Below are 23,176 nucleotides of genomic sequence, written 5' to 3'. Positions count from 1 at the left end.
ATCTGGCGGAAGATCAGGGCTGGCCGGCAAAGGCTTTCTGCAAAAAACGCCCGCCCAATGTCACGCCCCTGTCGTCGATGGAATGGCCGAGCCCGGGAAGTTCGTGGAGCGCTGTTTCCATTCCGGCGCCGGACAAAGCATCGTTGGCCGCACTTGCGTGGTAGCTCGCGACAACATCGTCGTCTTCACCGTGAACAATCAGAACCGGGCTCTCCCGCTGAACCCCGTCGAGCCGGTCCGCACCCGGCAGAAGGCCGGAATAGGCCAGAATGGCAGCCGGGGGGACCTTGCGTCTGAGGCCGCACTGAAATGCCATCATGGCGCCCTGGCTGAAACCGAAAAGCGCAAGCGCGCTGCCGCTGAGGCCAAACTCCGCCAGCGCGTCATCCAGGAAGCGGTCGAGTACCGGCTGAGCAGCCTCAGCTCCGATCCGGTATTCGGCCGGCGTGCGTTCATCAAGCGCAAACCACTGGCGGCCACCAAAGCCTTCAAAGGGCAGCGGCTCCGGAGCATGCGGCGCCAGAAATGCAGCGGCAGGCAGCAGCGCCTGCCAGAAGCGGCCAAGATCGATCAGGTCCGTACCGTCCGCGCCGTATCCGTGCAGCAGGACAACAAGCTGGCGTGCCGGCGCGCCATCAGCCGGGAGAAGCCCCGGACCACCCAGAACACGATCGATGGTCATGCTGTACGCCTCCTCATGGGTCCTGACCCTAGGTGTGGTTTCCGGTCTTCGCTTCATCGCCCATTGTGTGACCGGTTCTCAGGAACGGCAGTGCAATCAGCATTGACACCAGGATGAGCAGCCACGCCAGGGCAAAGGGCGCACCGGGAAAATAGAACGGCGCGCCAGGACCTGAAAAATAGGCAAAGGTCTGCGTCATGGCAAACGGGCTGATCACCATGGAAAGACCGGCCGCAGCCGAAATCAGTCCCTGCAATTCCCCTTGTGCATCGTCCGGAATGCGATTTGACATCAGACCGGTAAAGGCCGGTGTCGCAAGAGCGCCGAGGGCGGCGAAGGCGATCATTGCGTAAGCGGTCCAGCCGCTCTCGGCCATCGCCAGGCCCGCCAAAGCCACGAGATTTGCACCCAATCCGGCAAACAGTGTGCGGCCGGGTCCGAGCTTCGGTTCCAGAACGCGTATCAGATAGCCCTGCACGAATGCAAACCCGATCCCGACGCAGGCAAGTGACAGGCCGATATCAGCCGGTGACCATGCAAACCTTTCCTGCGTGTAGAAACTCCAGATGGCGGGATAGACATAGTGGCCGATATCAAACAGGAACAGCGCGAGCAGAAGGGTGCGCACCACAGGGTACTTCGAGATCTGCCTCAGGGCACCAAGCGGGTTCGCACGTTTCCAGTCAAAAGGCCGCCGGTTCTCTGGCCTGAGCGTTTCCGGCAGCATGAAGTAGCCGAACAGAAAATTCACGAAAGACAAGGCAGCCGCGGCAAAAAAGGGCGCGCGGGGCCCGTATTCCCCGAGGAAGCCGCCGATCATGGGGCCGAGCACGAAGCCGACGCCGAACCCGGCGCCGACAAGACCGAAATTCTTGGCCCTGTCTTCCTTGGATGAGACATCGGCGATATAGGCCGAGGCGGCAGAAAACGTGGCTCCGGCGATCCCCGATACCGTTCTGCCTATGAACAGCACGGCAAGATGCCACGACAGCGCCATGACCAGATAGTCGACCGCCATCGTGAACATCGAGACAAGCAGGACGGGGCGGCGCCCGAACCGGTCGGAAAGGTTGCCGAGCGTGGGTCCGAACACAAACTGCATCAGCGCATAGATGACGCTGAGGGCTCCGCCCCACCGGGCAGCCTCGCTGACAGGCAGCTGTGTCAGTTCGGTCAGCAGGGACGGCATGACCGGCATCATCAACCCGATGCCCATGGAGTTGATGATCAGCGTGACAAGGATGAACCCGAGAGCACCGCGATTTGGCGTACTGGCTGGCAAGGCGCGTTCCTGGCAAGTCGCAAATGTTGCGGCCGTGATTGGGCCGGAGTTGACCTAACAAACACGATGTCTCGCGCCTGGCTAGGTGTTTGGTCCCGTCCGGAAATCGGACGACCCGTGGCTATGATTGTTCCGGCAGCATGACCTGGAAAATCAGGCCGTGGACATCCTTGCCGAGTTCGCGCCGCAGGACTTCTTTCCGGTCTTGCGCATAGATGAGAGATGCGTTTTCGGCGCATTTGCGAATGTAGTCAGGCATATGGGCGTAGCGTCCTGAACTGTCCACGCGAAAACCCTGCGCGTGGCTGTCTTCAAGGTGCTCGACACTTGCAACCAGACGTCCGCCGGGTTTAAGCGCCTGGGCCAGGGCTTTCATGAACGGCTGGAGATTGCCGATATAGCAGAGCGTGTCGACGCAGACGGCCAGATCGAAACGGGTTGGCAGTTCATAGCTCAGGAACGAAACGAGTTCGCCTTCGACGAGGAAATCGTAGGCATTCAGCGCCGCCGCCTTCTGCATCATCCCCGTCGACAGGTCGACACCCGTCAGATTGGTGCAGTGGTCCCGGATGAGCGGACCGCACAAGCCGGTTCCGCAGCCAAGGTCGACCACATCGTGAAATGGCGTCGCTCGTTGCTCCGCAAGTCTGACAACATCCTCGGCGACAAGTTCCGGTGCGCGGTAGCCGAGTTTTTCGAGCACTTCGTCGAAACTTTCCGAGAAACTGTCGAAATGGCTTGCAACATAGTCTTCCGGCGCATGGTCGAGTTTGTCGCCGCGCACGGCGGCGAGGTGATAGCGGGCCGCCTTGTCTTCCGGCTTGGCTTCCACAATGCGTTCGAGGTGTTTCTGGGCAAGATCGTTCCGGCCCTGCGCAGCCAGAATGCGCGCGCGCCAGACGGCATTGGGGGACGTGGGAAGATCGAACTGAAGTGACTTGTCAAAAGCCTCGGCAGCCTCTTCGGCCTTCCCGGTGAGCATTTTCGCAAGGCCGTAAGTGTTCCAGGCGTCCGGGTTTTCAGGTTCAAGCCGGACGATTTCGGACATGATTGCCAATATCTCGTCGAAGTCGCCTGAACTTCGCAGCAAGAGATTGATGTTCTTCCAGGCTTCCTTGTGCCGGGAATCGTGTTCGACCGCACGCACATACGTGGCCAAAGCCAATCTGGGTTCGCCGGTGAGCTTCAGAATATTGCCCAGGTTGTTCAGGGCAGACGTGTTGCTTTCGTTGATTTCGAGCGATCTCTGGATCAACTCGATGGCGCTTTCGGCGCGCCCGGCATCAAAGTGCAGCAATCCGAGAAAATGCAATCCGTCAGGATCCTCGGGGTTCTTGTTCAGGATTTCGAGGTAGATGTCCTGCGCCGCCTCAAGATCGCCGCTCTGGTGTGCCGCGATGCCCTCCTGCAGCCTTTGGTCATTCTGCATGTTTCCCCCAATAAAAAAGGGCGGTCGAACCGCCCTTGCTGTCGGAAAGATCCGTAAGCTGACCTTACAGGACTTTCAGGTCTTCAGCTACCATCTGACCGCGGCGCCACTCGCGATCGAAAGCCACGAGTTGGCCTTCTTTCAAAGTGTCGATGCCCGACCGGTGCAGGGCTGAAATGTCGACGAGAATATCCTCGCCGTCTTCGGGTTGGATCGTACCGACGCCGCGGCGCTGATCGAACCATTTCACGTTTCCATGTTGCATGGAGCTTACTTTCCAATTTACGCATCTAGACATACAAGCGGTGTTGTTATCCCGGCTTTTCGACGTCTTGATGACAGTGTTTCAAAGGTGACTGAAGTACTCCTCAGTTTTCCGTCAAAAATAAACGCTGTTCCGCGCAGCTACTCTTCGCTGCCGCAGTTTTGTGCGCAGTTCATTTAATGAAGGAATTTGGTTTCTCGGCTAAGTGGCACGAGAAATCTTAATGTCACTTATTATGGTAAGAAATTTGTTAATTTCAAGATGGGGTCAATTGATCGGGATATTGGCTGCGGGCGTCGTAACGCCCGCTTGCCGGAAAAACTTCTGAATGGGAGCAACCGAAGATTGCCTGGTCACTCCGCGGGACAGGTTAGCGGTCAAGCTGGCCCAGAATGACATATTTCAGGATCTCGGCGACCTGCTCGGAGGTCTCGGCAACCGCCAGTGCTGCGCCGTCGACTTCCTTGAGCGGATGTGTCAGGGACGGGTCGTGGACGACGATCAGGGACTTGCCGAGCGCTGAGGCATAACCGGCATCGAAGGCGGCGTTCCATTGCTTGTACTTGTCGCCGAAACGCACCACCACGATGTCGGCTTTTTCGATCAGGGTGCGGGTACGGATCGCATTGACCTTGGCTCCCTTGTGATCGTACCAGAATTTCTTGTCCTCATCGCCGAGGATGACAGCGCCGCAATCGTCGCTGGCGCTGTGATCGGTGACCGGTGCGGAAAACTCGACCGGCAGGTTGAGGGCCTTGACGCCTTCCATGATCCGTTCGCGCCAGTCCGTGTGAATTTCGCCTGACAGGTAAACGCGCCAATTGCTCATGTGTCTTTTCCTTTACATTGCGGCAATCCGTGTGACTGCTTTGCACCGAAGCTGGGACGCCGGTCGGCCGGCGTCAAGTACCCCTGTAGTTGCCACCGCACTCCAGGTGCCGCTTGGGGCCGCCCTTACTTCGTATTCAGATGCCAGACGCCGTCCCAGTCCGCCGGTGCGCCCTGGTTGGAAATGAGGTCGAGGCGGTTGAGAAAAACGCCTGCAATCCGGTCGCGGGGATGCGCGGAAAGTATCCCTTCAAAACCCGCCCGCGCCTCTGACCAGTTCGCTTGCGAAAAGGCTTGAAGCGCGAGGTCTGATGCCGTTTGCAGCTGCAGGAGCGCGTCGGTCATTTCACGCGTGTGGGCAAGCGGCACAAAGACGCTTGTCGGTTCCGTTTTACCTTTCACCTGGATCTTGTCGACTGCCCTGAACTCGATACCCGGTGCGGTGTCCCGCGTTCTCTGGCAGACAAGGATCTGCGTCCCGTAGATCTTGTTCGCAGCCTCCAGACGCGAGCCAAGGTTCACCGTGTCGCCCATGATGGTGTAATTCTTGGTCTTGGCCGAGCCGATCGAACCGATCACGGCCTCCCCGGTTGCAATGCCGATGCGCTGCTGCAGGATCGGCAGGTTTTTCTGAAGACCCGTCAGTTCGGGCAATTCCTGCTGGAATTGTTTCATGAGGCGGACATTGGTCAGAGCGCTCTCCACCGCGAGTGCGGCCTGGTTGCCGTCATCGGAGAAAGGCTGCGCCCAGTACGCCATGATTGCATCGCCGATGTATTTGTCGATGACACCTTCCCGAGCAGTGATTTCCGACGACATCAGATCGAGATACCGGTTGAGCACCCGGACGAGTCCTGCGGGGGTGAATTGCTCGGATATGGTGGTGAAGTCGGCAAGGTCGGAAAAATAGACGGAGACGACCTTCTTCTGACCGGCAGTCGCATCCGACTGGTCGGCGATGAGACCGGAGACCACCCTAGGGTCCAGATATTGTCCGAACGTGTCCTTGATCCGCTGGGTGTTGCGCAGCCCGTCGACCATCGTGTTGAAGCTTTGCGTCAGGGAGCCGATCTCGTCCCGCGAAAGTGGCTTGAGCTCGATCTCGAAATCGCCTTCTTCCACGCGCTTTGCGCCAGAGGAAAGAGCACGCATGGGTCTGAGGATTCCGGAGATCACCAAGGAGGACAGGAGCAGTGCCAAAAGTCCAGCCGTGGCCGTTGCGGCAATACTGGCATAAAGCGCTTGCTGCTCATGCAGCGCCGCCGTCGCGATCGACTGGTCCGTGAAGTTGCTCACGTGTTCCCGGAGCGAATCCAGCCGTTCGGTCAGCTTTTGCTCTTCGCTCTCCAGCTGTTCCTCAAGACTTTCGCGTGTTGCCGGCGGCAGGTCGGCGGATTTCACGAGATTGAGCGCGTGACCGTGAAAACTGCTGTGCTGGGTCTCGATCGCGATCAGCGTCGGATAAAGCGCCGCAAGCTCCAGCTTGTCTTGCAGCGAGGTGGCTTCGTCCTGCGCCTCCCGGACCCGCTTTTCGGCAGATCTGAGCAGGTCCTCCACCTGGTTCGCGCTGGCTTCGAACATCGCCAGACCGGTCTCGAGCCGCTCTTCGAGGTGCCGGATGCGTGCAACGAGGTCCGGGTTCTGCGTCACCGCCGCGTCGATCTCCGCGTCGGTCTTGCCGTAGCTGAGCGCTTCAAGCCGGTCGGCGCGCAGTTCCGCCTCCAGCTTTTCCACCCGCTCCAGTTCGAGTTCTTCCTGAAGTGCGATCACTTCAATCTGTGCGACTTCGTGCCGGAGCGGAGAAAACACGCTTGAGATCAGCTGAAGCTCCTTGTTGATCTCATATATTTTGAAAATCGAATAGCTGGCGGCTGTTGCCATGATCAGGAAAACGATCAGCGATATTCCAAAAATCTTCCATGCTATTCGCATCAGGGGGAGCCACCAGAGGGTCTGCGAGCGCGTCAGCTCATCTTAGAGGGTTGTCAGCAGGTCTTTCAAGGCAACCCGGTAGTTGGGATATCGGAACGTGTAACCAAGTTCGGTTTTGAGCCGTTGGTTCGAGACACGTTTGTTTTCGCCATAAAACGATCGCGCCATCGGCGTCAGATCTGCGGTTTCGAACGGGATCTCGGGCGGCGGCGCGACGCCGAGCAGCTCCGCGGCATGAGTGACAACGTCCTGCGGCGGGGCCGGTTCGTCGTCGGTGACGTTGTAGACCCGGGTTTCCGGCTTCTCGATCGCGCGTTTCAGAGCGCCTGCAATATCGGCCACGTGAATGCGGTTGAACACCTGGCCGGGTTTCACAAGGCGCCGGGCCTTGCCTTTCCGGAAGTTCTCGAACGTATTCCTGCCGGGGCCGTAGATACCGGACAATCGGAAGATCTGGACTGGAATCCCCTGCTGTGCGGAGAAGTCCAGCCAGGCGTTCTCGGCGGAAACGCGCTGCACCGAGCGCTTTGAAACCGGCCGGCAGGGCGTGTCTTCATCTACCCAGGCCCCGTCATGATTGCCGTAGACACCAACGGTCGACAGATACCCGAGCCAGTCGGGCTTGCCGGCCGCGATGTCGTCGCCATGCCGATTGAGCACCGGATCTCCTGTCTCGTTCGGCGCAACGGAAACCAGCACATGTGTTGCCGTTTCAAGTGCCTCGGCAATGCCCTCACCCCTGCTCTCGCCGTCAAACAGAAAGGGAACGACACCCATTGCCTCAAGTATTTCCGCCTTTTCCTCCGATCGGGTCGTTCCGCCGATCCAGTCAAACTGATCGCGAACCTCCTCGATGAAGGCCTTGGACGAAAAACCGACGCCAAAAACGAAAAGACGCATGAATTCAAAGCTCCAGATGGTTGCGGCGGATTTCGTAAAGGGCGACGCCGGTCGCAACCGCGAGATTGAGGCTGTCCGCCTGTCCGGCTTGCGGGATCCTGATCAGGGTCGGGCAGGCAGCCGCCATGTCGTCCTCCAGACCCTTCTGCTCGTTTCCCATCACGAGCAGAACGGGGTCCGAGTAGTCGGGTGTGCGGTAGTCCACGGACCCTTTCAGGTGCGTGGCCGCAACCGTCCCGGGCCATTTGCCGGCAAGGGATTTGAATTCTTCCTTGCTCATCCTTGCAAGCGGAACATGGAACAGCGATCCCATCGTCGCACGCACGGTTTCGACGGCAAAGGGGTCCGTGCAATCGCCGACCAGCATGACGCCGCTGCCGCCGATGGCATCCACGGTCCGTATGATCGTGCCGAGGTTGCCGGGATCGCGCACCCTGTCAAGCGCGACCCAGAGCTTGCTCGCGGAAGGGTCGATATCTTTCGCAGCCACGATCTTCTGTCCGTAGACCCCGACGACCATCTGTGGATTGTCCTTGCGCGTCATGGCGGACATTACGGCCGTCGACACTTCCAGGATGAGCGCACCACGGGCCCTCGCGGTCGCCGCTGCCTTTTGTGCAAGCGGGTTTTCCCTTGCTTCCGGACCGAGCGCGAGATAGCGCACATCCCAGCCGGCTTCGAGCGCATCGGTTGCGAGCTTCAGTCCTTCGGCAACGAACAGGCCGGATTGACTGCGGTGCTTGCGCTGGGCGACCAGTCCCTTGATTTCCTTGACGATCGGATTGGCGTGGCTGGTGATCTGCTTCACCGCACCCTGACGTTTGTCTCTGCCTGTCTGGGACATGCCCCGCTCCGGCGGTCCTCTTTGAACCGCGTCTTAAATGATGATCCTGCGCGCTGGATTAGGCGCAAGGCGGGACCGGGTCAAGCCTTGGGGTCAGTTGCGGGCGGCAGCAGCCGCTGCGTGGCGATCAGAATGGACTCGTCGATGTCGACCGGAAAGGACGTGACTTCCAGTTTGCCGTCGATCGCCAGGAAGGAAAGCCCGTGCACCTGTGTCCAGAGCGGAAAGGCTGCGCGGGTGACGGTTTCGGTGATGTCCTGTTCGCCCAGGTAGCGCGCGACCTCGCGCAGAAGCACCCCATAGGATGCCCGGCCGACTTCTCGCAGTTCCTCGATGCGCCCTGAATGCGAGCGCGTGCTGAACATCAGCCGGAACGTGTGCGGTTCCCGGATCGCAAAGTCGACATAGGCGCGTCCGATGGCGGAAATCGACGGCACGGTGCCTCGCTCAAATTTCGAAGCATTTTCCTCCATCTCTGCACCAAGCCGCTGAAGGCCGTCCTTCGCGACCTCGAGCAACAGGTCCTGCTTGGAGGCGAAATGGCGGTAGGGCGCGGCGGTGCTGACGCCTGCAAGACGGCAGGCATCTGACATGGAAAACCCGTCAGGCCCATGTTTTTCAAGCAAATTTCTGGCTGCAGACAGAAGCTGTCCGCGCAGGTCGCCATGATGATAGGCGCGCTTTTTCTTGATTTTGGTTTCGGCCATTTTCGCTGTTTCTGAATTTTTTTCCGTCGAATCTCTTGTCGAAGTTAGTTCTTCTAACATATGTTAGCAACAATAACATAGTTAGTGCCGTTCACATTCAGGTTCTGTGCAGGCTGGGAGCGGTTGCCGTCAAATGGAAGATGAGGACGCAGCGATGTCGAGCGAGAGTTCTGTTCCTGATACGCGGAAGACCGGCAATGGATTTGTGAAAAAGCTGGGCCGCAGGCTTGTCAGCCTGACAACCTTCTCGATCAATGTCGGCATTGCGGCGGCTGCCGTGATGATCGGCGTGACCACCATCCAGATGCGCGCCGAGGAAAAACCAGCCGTCCGGCCCGCGCCGCTCGTCGAGGTTCGTCCGGTCCAACCCGAGCATCAGGCCGGATACGAGGTGACCCGAAGTTTCGTCGGCCGCCTGGAACCGGCCCGGCGGACCGATCTCGGGTTTGAACTGTCCGGAACGATCCGCGCGATCGAGTTCGATGAAGGTGACCTGGTCTCAAGGGGCGAGGTAATTGCGGTTCTGGACACGCGCACGCTGGAAGCCGAAAAAAGGCGTCAAATCGCCAACCGCAAGGCTGCGGAAAGCGACCGCGAACTGGCAGCCCTGACACTGAAGCGCCGCCAGAAACTGCGCGACGGCGGTCATGTCAGCGACCAGATCCTCGATGAAGCCCGCCTTGCCCTGTCGCGGTTCGACGCCACGCTGGATCAGATCGACGCGGCGATCGAGGCCATCGACATCAACCTCGACAAATCCGTTTTGACGGCCCCTTTCGACGGATCGGTCGGGGAGAGACTGCTGGACGAGGGCGCAACAGTCGCGCCCGGTGTGCCCGTGCTTCGCTTGCTGGAAGTGGCAAAGCCGACCGTGCGTATCGGACTGGCACCGGAAGTCGTCGACCGCCTCGACCGGAACGACACGTTTCAGATCAGAATCTCGGATCGGCAGTTCCAGGCAAGGCTGTCGGGCTTGCGCCCGGATCTTCAGACCAGCACCCGCACGATCGAAACCCTTTTTGAGTTGGACGTCTCGGATGCCGCGCCCCAATTCGGACGGCTTGCCGAACTGTCGCTCTCCGAGCGGATCGAAACCGAAGGCTTTTGGGTGCCGACTGCAGCCCTGAAAGAGGGTCCGCGGGGCCTCTGGACGCTTCTTGCGGTGGTCGAAGTTCCGTCCGAGACCGGTGAGGACGTGTTCGAAATCAGGCGGGAAGCTGTCGAGGTGCTCCACGCCGATGCGACGAGATCCTTTGTGCGCGGCACGATATCCAGCGACACGAACATCGTTGCCGAAGGTGTGCATCGCGTGGTGGTCGGCCAGCAGGTCGGCCTCAGCGGCGGGGGAGCTTGAGACATGTATACGATGTTCTTCAGGCAGCCGCGGCTGGTTGCCCTCACGATACTTGTCATCATCGCGGCCGGACTGTCCGCACTGGTCGGGATCGGCCGCCAGGAAGATCCGACGATCACAAACCTCTTTGCGACGGTAACCACCGTCTATCCCGGCGCGGACCCCGCGCGGGTCGAAGCGCTTGTCACGGAAAAGGTGGAAGAGGAACTGCGCGAGATCGAAGAGATCGACGTGATCGAATCGACGTCTTCGTCTTCCATCTCCATTATTCAGATCGAACTGCTCGACACCTTGCAGGACGATGTGATCGAACAGGTCTGGTCGGAGATCCGCGACAAGATCGGCGACGCCACACGTGAATTTCCGCAAGGTGTTCTGGAACCGGAATTCAGTACCGAAGGCGCCGGTGCGTTTGCCTCGATCAGTGCCCTTGTGCCGCGCCATGCCAGTGTTTCGGATGCGGTGCTGCTTCGCTACGCCGAAGGACTGTCCGACGTTCTGCGGAATGTGGCCGGAACCAAGTCCGTCGAGATTTTCGGTGAGGTCGAGGAAGAAATTCTGGTCAGGATTGATCCGGCGCTGCTGGCGTCCCTGTCCCTGACGGTTGAACAGGTCTCGGTCGCGATCAGAGCCGCTGACGCAAAGGTCCGCGCCGGTCGCCTGCGGGCATCAGAGCGCGAGTTCCTGATTGAGGTTGAAGGTGAAATCACCGCGCTGGACAGGATCCGGCAGATCCCCATAACCACAGGTCAGACAGGTATCGTGACCCGCGTTGGCGATGTCGCGACGGTGGGCAAGGGAAAACGGGAACCGGTTGAGGAACGCGCCTTTTCCGGCGGGCGGCCTGCGATCCTTGTCGCCGCAAAGATTGCCGATGGACTTCAAGTCGATGCCTGGATGGAACGCGTGCGCGGTGCAATTGCCGGGTTCGAAGCGGACATGCCGTATTCCATCGAACACCAGCTCGTTTTCGACCAAAGCCGGTACACCATCGACCGCCTGTCAAACGTGGGCCTCAATATCGCGATCGGCATGGGTCTTGTGGTTGCCGTTCTGCTGGTGACGATGGGGTTCCGGTCAGCCCTGATTGTCGCCATGGTGCTGCCCGTCGTCACGCTCGCGTCCTTTGCCACCATGAGCATGATCGGTCTGCCGCTGCACCAGATGTCTCTCACGGGATTGATTGTTGCCCTGGGGCTCCTCGTGGATGCCGGGATCGTCATGACCGACGAGATCGGGCAGGCGCTGCAACGTGGACTTAGCCGGCGCGAGGCTGTCGGGAACGCGGTTCGCCGTCTGTTTGCACCGCTACTCGCGTCGACTGTCACGACAGCGCTGTCCTTCATGCCAATGGTGCTGTTGCCGGGACCGGCGGGCGATTTCGTCGGCGCAATCGCGATTGCCGTGATCATCATGCTGCTGTGGTCCTTCGTTGTCGCCGTGACGCTCACAGCGGCCATTGCCGGGTGGGTGCTGCCCGCCCGTCCGGAGCAGGCCCGGCGCAGAAGATTTGCGCCGGCACAAGTCCTGTCGGTGCCGTTCCGGTTTTCCCTGAAGATGGCGATGCGCAATCCGGCAAGTTCCGTCGCATTCGCCCTGGTGCTGCCCGTGATCGGCTTCATGAGCATGCCCACGCTGACGGCGCAATTTTTCCCCGGCGTCGACCGCAACCAGTTTCATGTCGAAGTCGAACTTGCGGATGGAACGGCGATCTCCGAGACCTCGGCAACCGCGCATGCGATCGACAAAGTGCTTTCCGGGACGGATGGCGTCGAGCAGGTGACCTGGGTCGTGGGACGAAGCGCGCCGGCCTTCTACTACAACATTGTCGGTAACCGGGATCAGGCACCGGCCTTTGCACAGGCACTTGTGACGACCGCGTCCGAGGACGCGACCACCCGTCTGGTGCCGGACCTGCAGGCAGAACTTTCGGCGCAATTCCCGAATGCACGGATCCTGGTGCGTGATCTTGTTCAGGGACCGCCAGTGGACGCACCGGTGGAACTGCGTCTCGTCGGCCCGTCGTTGGAAGTTCTGCGGGAACAGGGGGATATCCTGCGCCGCTTGGCGGCGCGCGTGGACGAGGTCACGATTGTGCGCACGACGCTGGACGGCGGCGCCCCGAAACTCAAACTCTCGGTCGACGAGGACAAGGCCCGTCTTCTGGGCCTCGGGCTCGGAGATGTCGCGCAGCAGCTCGAGGCAACGCTGGAAGGTGCAACCGGTGGCAGCCTCATCGAAGGGACGGAAGAGCTTCCGGTGCGCGTGCGCGTGGGCGATGCGAAGCGCGGCGATCTCTCGCGCATCGCCAGCCTGCCGCTTTTGCCGGGCAGCGGCGTTCCCGGAGCCGCCGACTACCAGGGGGTGCCGCTGTCGGCGATTGCCGATTTGCGCGTGGAACCCTCGGAGGGACAGATCAACCGGCGCAACGGTGAACGCACGAACACGGTCCAGGCCTTCGTCCAGTATGGCGTCCTGCCGGAAGAGGCTCTGAAAAAGCTCCAGTCGGAACTGGAGCTTGCCGGATATGCCTTGCCCGACGGCTACCGAATGGAAACAGGTGGAGACTCGGACGCGAGGGATGACACGCTGAAGAACCTGATCGGGTCGCTGGGTCTGATCGTACCGCTCTCGATTGCAGCGATCGTCTTGACCTTCAATTCGTTCCGACTTGCCGCCGTGACGCTTGCCGTCGCTGGTCTGTCCGCGGGGCTGAGCATTTTTGCGCTTGCCGTGTTTCAGTATCCGTTCGGGATCAACGCGATCATCGGTGTGATCGGCTCGATCGGCGTTTCGATCAACGCGGCGATCATTATCCTCACGGGCATGCAGCAGAACGAGGACGCTGCAAATGGCGACCAGGCTGCAATGGTCGACGTGGTCATGGGATCGAGCCGCCACATCGTTTCGACCACATTGACAACATTTGGAGGCTTCTTGCCGCTGATCCTTGGTGGCGGCGGCTTCTGGCCGCCCTTCGCCATGTCGATCGCGGGTGGGGTCCTGCTGTCGACGGTGATTTCGTTCTACTTCGCGCCGCCCATGTTCGCGATGGTTTACGCCCGCAGGCGCAAGTCAGGTGAAAAGGCACGGGCGCGGCCTGCCACCGACGAAGAGGGCGTCAAGTCAGAGGATACATGGTCGAACGACAACTATCAGTCGGCAATCGCGGCGGAGTGAGCCACGCCTGGTCACCTGGATCTGGGGTTCGAGCCATTTTGCAGCGGTCTTCGAACGAACTTCAGATTCAAGAAGGTTACTAGCAAGTCTATGTTTCTAGTGCGGTTTATGAATTTGACGTTCGCTTCGGAGTCTGCTGAAACAATGATGCGACCTTCAAATTCGTAAACCGCACTAGCGGCTGCTCCACCTGGAAAAGAGAGAGGTTGAAAGCGCCCGCTCGCCGTTCTCTTCGCAGATCACCAGTTCTCCCGATTCCAGAAGCCCGCCCTGATCGACGAGCGTCTCCGCCATGAGCTCGTGTATGGACACAAAACTGGAGCGGATCGCGTAGGCCGTCAGGATCATGAAGAGCGAGTCTCCGGTCAGCAACTGGCGGAGATCCTGAAGCATGCCCGGCAGGCTGGTATAAAGGTCCCAGACCTCCCCCTTGGGGCCGCGCCCGTATTTGGGCGGGTCGAGAATGATGCCGTCATAGGTATTGCCGCGGCGGACTTCCCGGGCGACGAATTTCGAAGCGTCCTCGCAGATCCAGCGGATCGGGAGATCTTGCAGGCCCGACAGTTCCTGGTTTTCGCGCGCGTACCCGATGGCCTTTTTGGACGCATCGACATGGGTCACCTGCGCCCCCTCGGTTGCCGGGAGCAGCGAGGCGAGACCCGTGTAGCCGAAAAGATTGAGGATCTTGAGCGGCTTGTCCGGAGCGCGGCCGCGCTCCGCGCGCACCTTGCCGTTGACCCAGTCCCAATGCGCGACCTGTTCCGGGAAAACACCCACATGCCGGAAGGACATGAAACGGCCGTTGTAACGGACGGGGCCAAATGACATCGGCCAGGTTTCGGGCACGTTCCCGGAAAACTTCCAGCGGCCCGGGCCTTCTTCCTCCGTATCGCCGGAGAAGACCGCGTCCGCGCGGTTCCAGACACTGTCCTTGAGTTTGCGGCTCCCCATCGCTTGGGGCTCGGGCCTGACGATCGTGAAACGGCCGTAACGTTCAAGCTTCTCGCCCGCGCCCATGTCGAGCAGGCGATAATCCTTCCAGCCCCTGGTTTCCAGGATCACGGGCCAGGACTGTTCGGGAGGGGAGCCAAAAGGGGCAAAGGCTGCGGCGCCAATCTGCTTCGCCAAGACGGTTTCTCGCTGGATTTCGGGTTTGTCCGTCTCCGCCATAGTCCTCTGGACGAGAGAGGTCAATCACGGAGCACCCCGGAAAACGAAAAAGGGCGGAGTGCATGGCACTCCGCCCCGATGGTGTTTGCCGGGTCCGGTCAGGCGGCGGCGACTTCCGACAGGAACTGTTCGACTTCCTGCTTCAACTGGTCGGTCTTTTCGGTCAGCTCTCCGGATGCCGACAGAACCATGTCGGCCGAGGAGGATGTCTGGTCGACGGCCTGTGACAGCTGGGACATGGACGAGGAGACAGCGCCCGTGCCCTGAGCGGCACGCTGGACATTCTGCGAAATCTCCGCGGTTGCCGCGCCTTGCTCTTCGACCGCTGATGCAATGGCCGTCGTGTAGCTGTTGACCTCGTTCATCGTCTCGGCAATTTCGCCGATGGCAACGACCGATTCCTTCGTGGCGTTCTGGATCTCGGTGATCTGGGAGCTGATTTCCTCGGTCGCGCGTGACGTCTGCGTGGCCAGTTCCTTCACCTCAGAGGCAACAACCGCGAAACCCTTGCCTGCTTCACCGGCACGGGCCGCTTCGATGGTCGCATTGAGCGCCAGCAGGTTGGTCTGTTCGGCAATGGCCTGGATGAGCGTGACGACTTCACCGATCTTGGTGGCGGCCTCTGCAAGACCCTCGACCTTTTCGTTGGTTTCCCGGGTCCCGGTCGTCGCGCGGCCGACGATTTCCGTGGTCTGCGCAACCTGGCGGGAAATCTCGCCGATTGAGGCGGCAAGTTCTTCCGCCGCGCTGGCCACGGTCTGAACATTCGTCGTCGTCTCGTTGGACGAAGACTGGGTCTCGTTGGCGTAACCGGCGCTGTCGCGCGCGATTTCCGTCAGGGCCTGAGCGGTATTGTCGAGCCCTCCGGCCGTTGAGGCAACAGACCCGAGCGCATCTTCCGCGGTAGCGCGGAAGCCGTTGATCAGGTCGTCGACCCTTTGCTGACGGGCGTGGCGGGCTTCTTCCTCGTGAGCGCTCTGCTCCTGAAGATGCGCGCGCTCCACTGCGTTGTCCCGGAAGACCTGCACCGTGCGGCTCATGTTGCCGATTTCGTCGCCGCGCTCGATGCCCGGAATATCGACTTCATTGTCGCCATTGGCGAGCCGGTCCATGACATTCGTGATTGTCTGGATAGGCTTGGTGATCGCCATGTTGAGGATGAAAGCGAGCCCGACACCGCCCAGGATCGCGAGCAGGATCGTCATGATGATCTGCAGTTCGGCAGACCCGGCGGCGCTGTTTGCCGCCTTGGACTGTTCGCTGGAGATCGCGGCAATGTCGCCGCTGACCTGACGCGTCAGACTGTCGAGTTGCTGACGTTTTGCCAGCAGCTCGGTTTTCGCCGTAAGCATTTCCTTGAACGACTTGTCGAGCGTTGCGACGGATGTCGCGATCGCTTCGATCGCCTCTGCTGCGGAGGGCAGCACGTTGGCGTATTTGATGAGCTCTTCCTCGAGCGCCACCAGGTTTGAAATCTGGGTTTCCACGGCCGACTGATCTTCAACGCCGAAAGAACCGAACAGATAAAGCAGTTCCGCGCGTGCCGATTCCGAAGCCTTGCTCAGCGACTTCGCCTTGTCTGAAATCGAACGGATCGTTGCCAGGCGCGTTGACGCCGTCAGGGCATCGCTCTTTGCCTGCTCGACAACGGGCGCGACCTGGGTCAGAACCTCGTCGGTCTGTGCATCCATTTCCTCGATACCTGTGCCGACGGCCAGGCGGGCTTCATAGCCTTCCGAGAAACCGAGTTCCCGGTTGAGGTTTTCTACGACAGCCAGAAGGTTTTTTGTTTTGGCGGCCAGTTGCGCCAGCGTCTTGGGCTGCATGCCCTCGATCTGCTTCATCCGGATCTGCTTTGCAGATGCAACAAGCTCGCTCGCGATCTCAATGGAGCTTTGCAACGCGTCGCCCTGAAGATTGCCGTTTCCTTCCAGATAGAGAAGCTGGATCTTGGTTACGCCGTCCTTCAACTCGAAAATCCCGCGCTGAATGGCGGCGGCATCGTCAAGACGGCTGTCCGCCGAAAAAGCCTCCGCGCTGACCTGCTTTTCTTCGGTCAGCACCGCGTCGTTGATGGTAAAGGCCAGTTGCCCGAGATCGGATGTGCTCTTGCGCAGGGTGGACAGGCGTTCGGCCTGCTGGTTGGTCTGCGCCACGACTTCACCGAACGTTGTCTCGAACTCGGTCAGGGCTTCCTGTGCGCCGGTCACCTGGCTGGCCGCATCCGGATTGCCCGAAACCTCTTGCCCAAGCTCCTGCAGTGACGTGTTCAGCTTGCCGATCTCCTGGGTGACCGCATCGCTCAACTCCGGCGTCGGATTGTTGAGATAGTCTTCACGCTTGATCGAGGTGGCCTGAACCTGGCCGGCGACCTTGGCGGCGTGATCTGCAACCACGAAGCTCGACGATAGGTTCTGGATGGCGAAGTAGCCGACGGCCCCGACAACGGCGGTCAAGAGCAAAACGGCGAAGAAGCCACCACCGACCTTGAAGCCGAACTTCAGGTCTACCAAAGACTTTACAATCTGTTTCATACGATCCCCGCATGGCTGTATTACAGCGTTTCCCTGCGGCGAGTGTCGTGGAAAGCAATGAATTTTGCGTAAATTGGATGCGTATTTCTCGCGCTTTGGTATACACGGAGATTGTAAAAAACAACTATGTAGCTTCACTAAACTGGTTCTTGAACGGAATAAGACCTTTTCGGGCCGAGCATTATACGTGTTGTCCGCCGTTTATATGGATTTCAGATCCCGTTACGTAAGAACTTTGCTCGGAACAGAGATAGTAGATCGTGTTCGCAACCTCGTTGGGCAGCCCCAGCCGTTTCAACGGAATGTCCTCCACCAGCTTCTCGGTTCCCGGCGAAAGAATGGATGTGTCGATCTCGCCCGGCGCTATGGCATTGACCCGGATACCGTCCGGTCCAAAATCCGCCGCCATCTCGCGGGTCAGCGCGGCAAGCGCGGCCTTGGAGGTTGCATAGGCGGTTCCCGCGAAGGGGTGAACATGCATCCCGGCGATCGAGGTGACATTGACGACCGATCCGCCAGCGGCCTTCAATTCTTCGAAGAGCCCCCGTCCCAGCATGATAGGCGCAAAGAAATTGACCTGGAAGACGGTCCTCCACGCATGCATGGTTGTGTTGATCGAGTTCAGACGCTCGCCCTCCGATCCCTTCGGACTGATGCCTGCATTGTTGACCAGTGCTTTCAGCTGTGAGCCGTTGGCTTCGAGCCTTTTTCGGATTTCCTGGATGGCGAATCCCAGGTTTTCGGCGTCGGAGAGGTCAACCTGAATATGATCTTCCGGCCCCATGGGCCAGGGGCATTTGTCCGAAAAGGCTTGTCGCGAGCAGGTGATCACGCGCCAGCCTTCCGCAGAAAACCGCTTCACGGTTGCATGTCCGATGCCGCGGCTTGCGCCGGTCAGGACGAGTGTCGGGCGGGTGTCGGAAGTGTCCTGGCCGCTCATTTCGGTTTCCTGTCATTTGATGGACGAGTCGGAAAAAGTTGACTCTTATAGTAGGGTTTCGTTATTGCGCATGAAACCCCAAATGCCAATACGGTCGGATAACCGGACCCTGTGCGAACCCTACAATGATCGTTTGCTCCTGTAATGTCCTTTCTGAGAAGCAGCTTCGTGAAGCGGCTGAGGAAATGCGCGCCGACCCGAACGGAAAGGTGCCGACGCCCGGCGCAGTGTTCCGTCATCTGGGCTGTCGGCCGAGATGCGGCAGCTGTTTTCCGTCCGTGATTGACATCATTCACGAAAAGGGGTCTGAAGAGACAGGTGGTGCCAAGGCCGAACCTGCAACCTTGAAACGCGCCGCGGGCCGATAGGAAGAGGAGAGCCTGATGAAGGGTGAAGCACAAGTAATCGAATACCTGAACAAGGCTCTGCGTCACGAACTGACCGCGGTCAACCAGTATTGGGTCCACGCACGCCTCCTGGCCGACTGGGGTTTCGGCAAGCTTGCAGACAAGGAACTGGAAGAAGCCGATGAAGAGCGGCAGCACGCCCAGGACCTCATGGACCGGATCATTTTCCTGGAAGGTTTGCCCAACCTTCAGACCCTTGATCCGCTCCGGATCGGGCAGAACGTCAAGGAATGTCTGGAAGGGGATCTGGCAGCGGAATATGTTGCCCGGGCTCTATACCACGAAGCGCGCGAAATCTGCCGTGATCTCGGTGACTACGTGTCCATGGCGATTTTCGAAAAACTGCTTGCTGACGAGGAAAGTCACATCGATTTTCTGGAAACACAGCTCGATCTGATCGAGCGCATCGGCATCGACAATTATTCACTCTTGCAGTCGAAATCGGCCGATCAGGCAGAGTGACCCGTCAGCTCTGAGCTGAGACCGGCTGCGGACGGATAATGCCCGAGCAGCCGGCTTCCTGATCCCTGCCGTCCAGGTAGTGGATCATGCCACCGGCTGCCGCGGCGTCTTCCTGATCATGGGTCACCAGCAGGACCGGCAGGTTTTTCTCCCGCGCAAGACGGAAGACCAGATCCCGGACGTCGGCTCTGCGGGTCTGGTCGAGGCTTGAAAAGGGTTCGTCGAGGAGCAGCGCCCTGGGATCGGCCAGCAGCGTTCGCATCAGTGCGACGCGGGTTTGCTGACCGCCGGAAAGCGTCGCCGGATCGCGCCCGGCGAAACCCGCAAGTCCGACGTCTTCAAGTGCTTTCTGGGCAATTTCCGCTCTCTGAGACCGCGAGCGGATCGAGGCCGGAAGCGCAAACAGAAGATTTTGCAAAACCGACATGTGCGGAAAGAGCAGGGGTGCTTGAAACATCAGTCCGATATGCCGCTCCTGTGCGGGCCGCTCGGTCAGGTCCTCACCGTTCAGCAAAAGCCTGCCTTCCGCTTGAAAGTCCGGCTTCAGGAAGCCGGCGATAAAATCCAGCAGACTTGATTTTCCGCTGCCGCTTTCCCCCATGATTGTCAGGATCTGTCCGGGTGGGATCTGGCAGTCGATGCTGATGAGCGGCTTGGCTTCCAGCCGCAGGCAGACCGAGTTCAGAACGAGGCCGGATGTATCTTCGTTCACGCGCATCCGTTGTTACCTTTCCAGCCGCATTGCGGCACGGTTCCTGAATACCAGAGAAGGCACCACGGCCGCGAGTACAAAAACGGCAAGCGGAATGGCCAGCTGGAGGACTGCATAGAGCGCCGCAACCTGACGATTGCCACCGCTTGCGAGCGCCACGCTCTCGGTCGTGACGGTGACGACACGTCCGGCGCCGATCATGAGCGTTGGCAGGTACTGCCCGACGGAAACGGCGGCGGCCACCGCGAATGTCACCAGGACAGGCCGGAGCAGAATGGGAAGCCGGATCTGCCAGAACACCCGGAACCTGGATGCGCCCACGGATGTGGCCACCTTGGCATAGCGCGGGTCCAGCCGGTTCCAGGGGTCGCTCAGGGCAAGAAAGGCGTAAGGAAACACGAACACCAGGTGTGTAAGCAGGACCGCCATGAAGGTCCCGCTTAGCCCGCCGAAAAGAAACAGCATCTGCAGCCCGAACAGGAAGCTTATCTGCGGAAGCAGCAGGGGCAGAAAAATCAGGAAGTTGAGCTTCCCCTGTGTTGACAGGTTGCGCACGCTGCGTTCATCGAGAAGCCACAGGGTAAGTGCCGTGGCGATGCCTGCGGCGGCGAATGCAAGAGCAAGCGTTGCTGCCAGTGCAGGTGCTCCCATGCCGAAGGCATCTGCCATGCGTCCCAGGCTCCATTTCTGCGGCAGAACGGCTGGAAACCACCAGGACCTTGCCACCGTCCACGTGGCAAGCAGCGCCATGGACAAGATCATGACCGCGATGATGAGGATCATCGGGTAGAGGCCTGCCTGCCGGGCAGCAACGTCGCGCCGGCGGCGGTGTCCGCTTGCGTATCGCGAGGTTTGCCAAAGTCCCGCGAGACGTTCGATGCCCAGATAGGTCAGCAAGGCGGATGCACTCACGAGAAGCTGCAGCAGGGCACCGGCGGAGGCCATGAGCCGTTTGCTCAGATCGGGATCGTTCATCCAGGCGACAAGACGCGGCGCGAGCGGCGGCGGTGTCGTGGGCCCAAGGATCTGCGCCACGTCGACCACCGAGGTTGAATAGGCGATCACCGCCAGCATGGGCAGGCGGATCAACGGGTAGATCTGTGGCAGGACCACCTTGAAAAAGACACTCATCCGGCCATAGCCGAGACTCGCACCGGCCTTGTAAAAGTCCTTGATATGCGGCCTGTTGAGCGCCGCGAGCGTCATCAGGAACAGGAAGGGGACTTCTTTTGCAACAAGCCCGAAGGTCATGGCGAGGCCAGCCGGATCGTTCAGAATGAGGAGATCCGGAGGCCGGGTCCAACCGGTCGCCCAGGGTGAGAACAGACGGACAAGAAAGCCGGAAGGCGCGATCAGGAAAGCAAGCCCGATCGCTGCCGCGGCATGCGGAACGGAAAGAAGCGGAGACAGGAAGCGCGTCAGACGCTGAAAAGTCCGGGTCCCGGACCAGCCTGCCGTGAAGACAAGCACAATCGAAAGCGACAGGATCGATGCTGCCAGTCCCGTGCCGAAACTGAGCAGCACCGACTTCAGAAGTCCGGGCATCTCGAAAAGACTGCGCAGCGGATCGAGAGAAAGCGATGTGTAGCCCAACACTGGAAGGTAGCCAAAGGCGGGCAGAAGGGTGCCGGCAAGTCCGGCAAAGACCGGGCCTGCCAGCAGGATCACCACGAGCAGTGTTGGTAAATCGGGTCTGCGGCCTTGCGCCGGCAATGGCTTATTCGCTGCCTGCGCCGTAGCGCGCGGTCCACTTCTCCTCCAGTGCGGCAACCCAGCTTGGATGCGGTTCCGGCAACACCGGTCCGAGATCCTCGGGTGCGAGTGTCGCGGGCCCCAGATCCATTGCATCGAACAGCGCTTTTTCATTCTCGGGCAGCGCCGCGACATTCAAGACGGTCGGATCGCCCCAGATTTCCGGTTCCTGTTTGCGTGTTTGAGCCATCGGGCTCAACAGGAAATTCGCATAGACTTTGGCGCCCGCCTGGTTGGAACTGTTGAAGGGGATGGCGACGAAATGGGTGTTGCCGATCGTGCCGTCCTCGAAAACGAACGTGCGCACTGTTTCAGGCAACTCGCCGTTCGCGATCGCGCCCGAGGCGTCACCCGGATTGAACGAAAAGGCGATATCCAACTCGCTGTCGGCGAGCAGTTGGCGCATATCGGCGGCGTTCTTCGGAAAAGCCTTCCCTTGTCTCCAAAGATGCGGATGCAGCTCGTCCAGAAACGCAAACAGCGGTGCAACCGTGTCCTCGAATTTGCTTTCGTCCACCGGAGAGGACAGGGCGCTCCGGTCTGCGACCGTGTCGGCAAGAGCCTGTTTCAGGAACGTCGTGCCGTAGAAATTCGGCGGCTGCGGGTATGAGAACCGTCCGGGGTTGTCTTTTGCATAGTCCAGGAGCTCCTTCAGATCGGACGGCGGCGTTTCCAGTCTGGCGCTGTCATACATGAACACGAGCTTGGCCATACCCCAGGGACTTTCCTGTCCATCGGTCGGAACGGTGAAGTCGATGGTGACCGTTGGCTTGTTTTCGATGTCCACATACTGCCAGTTGGGCAGGGTATCCGCCCAGCCCGGCGCGGCCAGCAGCCCGTTTTGCTTCATCGACGCGAAATTCTCGCCGTTGATCCAGATGAGGTCGACGGCACCGCCGTTCTCCTTGCCAACCGACTTCTCCGCAAGCACCTGGGAAACCACATTGGCCGTGTCGCTCACCTTTACATGGACGACACGGACGCCGTGGTCGCGCTCGACTTCACGCGCAGCCCACTGGATATAAGCGTTGATGCGCGGTTCCCCTCCCCAGGCATGAAAATAGACGGTCTGTCCTTTCGCCTCTTCAAGGACGGTCTGCCAGCCCTGATCCTGTGCGTGTGCCGCAAGGGGTGAAAGAAGTAATCCGGCAAGGCCGGCAGCGGTGGATAGAAGTCGCTTCATCCAAGTCCCCAGTTTGGTTCTTTTTTGCTGACAGTTCCCTCGCGCATCAGCCCCGCCACGGTCAACACAAGGCTTTGTGAATAAGGCATGTCGAAACCGCGCTTTCGGGTGCGCTTCGCGGGTATCTCAAACCGGCAGTATATGTGTGTCCTTGATTTCTTCCATAACGGCATACGTATGTGTTTCGCGGACGCCGGGAAGCGCGAGAACCACGTCGGATAGAAACGCTCTGTAGGCTTCCATGTCCTTGACGCGGCTCTTCATAAGATAATCGAACCCGCCGGCCACCATGTGACACTCAAGGATATCGGACGCGCGTTCGACCGCACGCTTGAACGCGTCGAAGATCTCCGGCGATGTTCTTTCAAGGCGGATCTCGACGAACACCAGAAGGCCACGCTCGATCTTCCGAGGATCGAGCGTGGCCGAGAAGCCTTCGATGTAGCCTTCGCGGACCAGACGCTTCATGCGCTCTGCTGTTGCAGTCGGCGAAAGGCTGACCCGTTCGGCGAGGTCCGTGTTGGTCACGCGTCCGTCTTCCTGGAGCACTTTCAGGATTCTGCGGTCAGTCGCATTCAGCATTGTTAAATTCTCTACAAAATTCTCATTTAGG

General features: G+C 59.7%; 20 protein-coding genes. 4 read left to right on the top strand and 16 right to left on the bottom strand.

The window, feature by feature from the left end; translation table 11 throughout:
• Positions 1 to 13 precede the first annotated feature (13 nt).
• The 9 genes from RDA78_RS01400 to RDA78_RS01360 all read right to left on the bottom strand — a co-directional run bounded on the left by RDA78_RS01400 (position 14) and on the right by RDA78_RS01360 (position 8,869).
• The gene (locus tag RDA78_RS01400) at positions 14 to 682 is read right to left on the bottom strand and encodes an alpha/beta hydrolase (protein WP_434053589.1); all 669 of its coding nucleotides are present in this window, start codon (positions 680 to 682) and stop codon (positions 14 to 16) included.
• A 28-nt stretch (positions 683 to 710) separates the two neighbouring features.
• Positions 711 to 1,964 carry a TCR/Tet family MFS transporter gene (locus RDA78_RS01395; RefSeq protein ID WP_434053588.1) on the bottom strand — a complete coding sequence of 418 codons (1,254 nt, stop codon included), beginning with the start codon at positions 1,962 to 1,964 and terminating at the stop codon, positions 711 to 713.
• Between the two features lie 121 nt (positions 1,965 to 2,085).
• Positions 2,086 to 3,393, bottom strand: coding sequence for a tetratricopeptide repeat protein (locus RDA78_RS01390; protein WP_434053587.1), 1,308 nt, complete (start codon positions 3,391 to 3,393; stop codon positions 2,086 to 2,088).
• Between the two features lie 64 nt (positions 3,394 to 3,457).
• Positions 3,458 to 3,658 carry a cold-shock protein gene (locus RDA78_RS01385; RefSeq protein ID WP_434053586.1) on the bottom strand — a complete coding sequence of 67 codons (201 nt, stop codon included), beginning with the start codon at positions 3,656 to 3,658 and terminating at the stop codon, positions 3,458 to 3,460.
• A gap of 370 nt (positions 3,659 to 4,028) precedes the next feature.
• Positions 4,029 to 4,487 (bottom strand): YtoQ family protein, encoded by a 459-nt coding sequence (locus RDA78_RS01380; RefSeq protein WP_434053585.1) that lies wholly within the window; start codon positions 4,485 to 4,487, stop codon positions 4,029 to 4,031.
• A 125-nt stretch (positions 4,488 to 4,612) separates the two neighbouring features.
• On the bottom strand, positions 4,613 to 6,418 hold the full coding sequence (locus RDA78_RS01375; RefSeq protein ID WP_434053584.1) for an adenylate/guanylate cyclase domain-containing protein: 1,806 nt from the start codon (positions 6,416 to 6,418) through the stop codon (positions 4,613 to 4,615).
• Positions 6,419 to 6,460: 42 nt separating this feature from the next.
• Positions 6,461 to 7,318: an NAD-dependent epimerase/dehydratase family protein gene (locus RDA78_RS01370; protein WP_434053583.1), complete on the bottom strand. Its 858-nt coding sequence runs from the start codon at positions 7,316 to 7,318 to the stop codon at positions 6,461 to 6,463.
• Between the two features lie 4 nt (positions 7,319 to 7,322).
• A complete protein-coding gene (locus RDA78_RS01365) occupies positions 7,323 to 8,162 on the bottom strand; it encodes a TrmH family RNA methyltransferase (RefSeq protein WP_434053582.1) in 840 nt (279 codons plus the stop codon).
• 80 nt (positions 8,163 to 8,242) lie between these two features.
• Entirely contained in the window at positions 8,243 to 8,869 is a 627-nt protein-coding gene (locus RDA78_RS01360; RefSeq protein WP_434053581.1) for a TetR/AcrR family transcriptional regulator, read from the bottom strand.
• A gap of 154 nt (positions 8,870 to 9,023) precedes the next feature.
• On the opposite strand from RDA78_RS01360, the gene RDA78_RS01355 reads away from it, so the two are divergent.
• Both RDA78_RS01355 and RDA78_RS01350 read left to right on the top strand, forming a co-directional pair.
• On the top strand, positions 9,024 to 10,223 hold the full coding sequence (locus tag RDA78_RS01355; RefSeq protein ID WP_434053580.1) for an efflux RND transporter periplasmic adaptor subunit: 1,200 nt from the start codon (positions 9,024 to 9,026) through the stop codon (positions 10,221 to 10,223).
• A 3-nt stretch (positions 10,224 to 10,226) separates the two neighbouring features.
• On the top strand, positions 10,227 to 13,403 hold the full coding sequence (locus RDA78_RS01350) for an efflux RND transporter permease subunit (RefSeq protein WP_434053579.1): 3,177 nt from the start codon (positions 10,227 to 10,229) through the stop codon (positions 13,401 to 13,403).
• A gap of 174 nt (positions 13,404 to 13,577) precedes the next feature.
• Here the strand turns inward: RDA78_RS01350 and RDA78_RS01345 are convergent, their stop codons facing one another.
• The 3 genes from RDA78_RS01345 to RDA78_RS01335 form a co-directional block, all read right to left on the bottom strand.
• Positions 13,578 to 14,531 carry a class I SAM-dependent methyltransferase gene (locus RDA78_RS01345; RefSeq protein ID WP_434053578.1) on the bottom strand — a complete coding sequence of 318 codons (954 nt, stop codon included), beginning with the start codon at positions 14,529 to 14,531 and terminating at the stop codon, positions 13,578 to 13,580.
• 140 nt (positions 14,532 to 14,671) lie between these two features.
• Positions 14,672 to 17,107, bottom strand: a complete 2,436-nt coding sequence (locus tag RDA78_RS01340) for a methyl-accepting chemotaxis protein (RefSeq protein WP_434053577.1) — start codon at positions 17,105 to 17,107, stop codon at positions 14,672 to 14,674.
• Between the two features lie 181 nt (positions 17,108 to 17,288).
• Positions 17,289 to 18,047 carry an SDR family NAD(P)-dependent oxidoreductase gene (locus RDA78_RS01335; RefSeq protein WP_434053576.1) on the bottom strand — a complete coding sequence of 253 codons (759 nt, stop codon included), beginning with the start codon at positions 18,045 to 18,047 and terminating at the stop codon, positions 17,289 to 17,291.
• Positions 18,048 to 18,172: 125 nt separating this feature from the next.
• Here RDA78_RS01335 and RDA78_RS01330 point away from each other — a divergent pair, with 125 nt between their 5' ends.
• Together RDA78_RS01330 and bfr are read left to right on the top strand one after the other, a co-directional pair.
• Positions 18,173 to 18,415, top strand: coding sequence for a (2Fe-2S)-binding protein (locus RDA78_RS01330; protein ID WP_434053575.1), 243 nt, complete (start codon positions 18,173 to 18,175; stop codon positions 18,413 to 18,415).
• A gap of 15 nt (positions 18,416 to 18,430) precedes the next feature.
• Positions 18,431 to 18,916, top strand: coding sequence for a bacterioferritin (gene bfr / locus RDA78_RS01325; protein WP_420335614.1), 486 nt, complete (start codon positions 18,431 to 18,433; stop codon positions 18,914 to 18,916).
• A gap of 4 nt (positions 18,917 to 18,920) precedes the next feature.
• Here the strand turns inward: bfr and RDA78_RS01320 are convergent, their stop codons facing one another.
• The 4 genes from RDA78_RS01320 to RDA78_RS01305 all read right to left on the bottom strand — a co-directional run bounded on the left by RDA78_RS01320 (position 18,921) and on the right by RDA78_RS01305 (position 23,145).
• Complete coding sequence (locus RDA78_RS01320) at positions 18,921 to 19,634, bottom strand: ATP-binding cassette domain-containing protein (RefSeq protein WP_434053574.1); 714 nt, start codon at positions 19,632 to 19,634, stop codon at positions 18,921 to 18,923.
• 6 nt (positions 19,635 to 19,640) lie between these two features.
• Complete coding sequence (locus RDA78_RS01315) at positions 19,641 to 21,341, bottom strand: ABC transporter permease (protein WP_434053573.1); 1,701 nt, start codon at positions 21,339 to 21,341, stop codon at positions 19,641 to 19,643.
• Between the two features lie 4 nt (positions 21,342 to 21,345).
• Positions 21,346 to 22,563, bottom strand: coding sequence for an ABC transporter substrate-binding protein (locus tag RDA78_RS01310; protein WP_434053572.1), 1,218 nt, complete (start codon positions 22,561 to 22,563; stop codon positions 21,346 to 21,348).
• A 126-nt stretch (positions 22,564 to 22,689) separates the two neighbouring features.
• Positions 22,690 to 23,145 (bottom strand): Lrp/AsnC ligand binding domain-containing protein, encoded by a 456-nt coding sequence (locus RDA78_RS01305; RefSeq protein WP_434053571.1) that lies wholly within the window; start codon positions 23,143 to 23,145, stop codon positions 22,690 to 22,692.
• Between the last annotated feature and the right edge of the window lie 31 nt (positions 23,146 to 23,176).

This window comes from Roseibium sp. (genome assembly GCF_051016195.1).
Lineage (GTDB): Bacteria > Pseudomonadota > Alphaproteobacteria > Rhizobiales > Stappiaceae > Roseibium.
The sequence above is the reverse complement of the archived record's forward strand: the minus strand, read 5'-3'. Positions and strand labels throughout refer to the sequence as shown.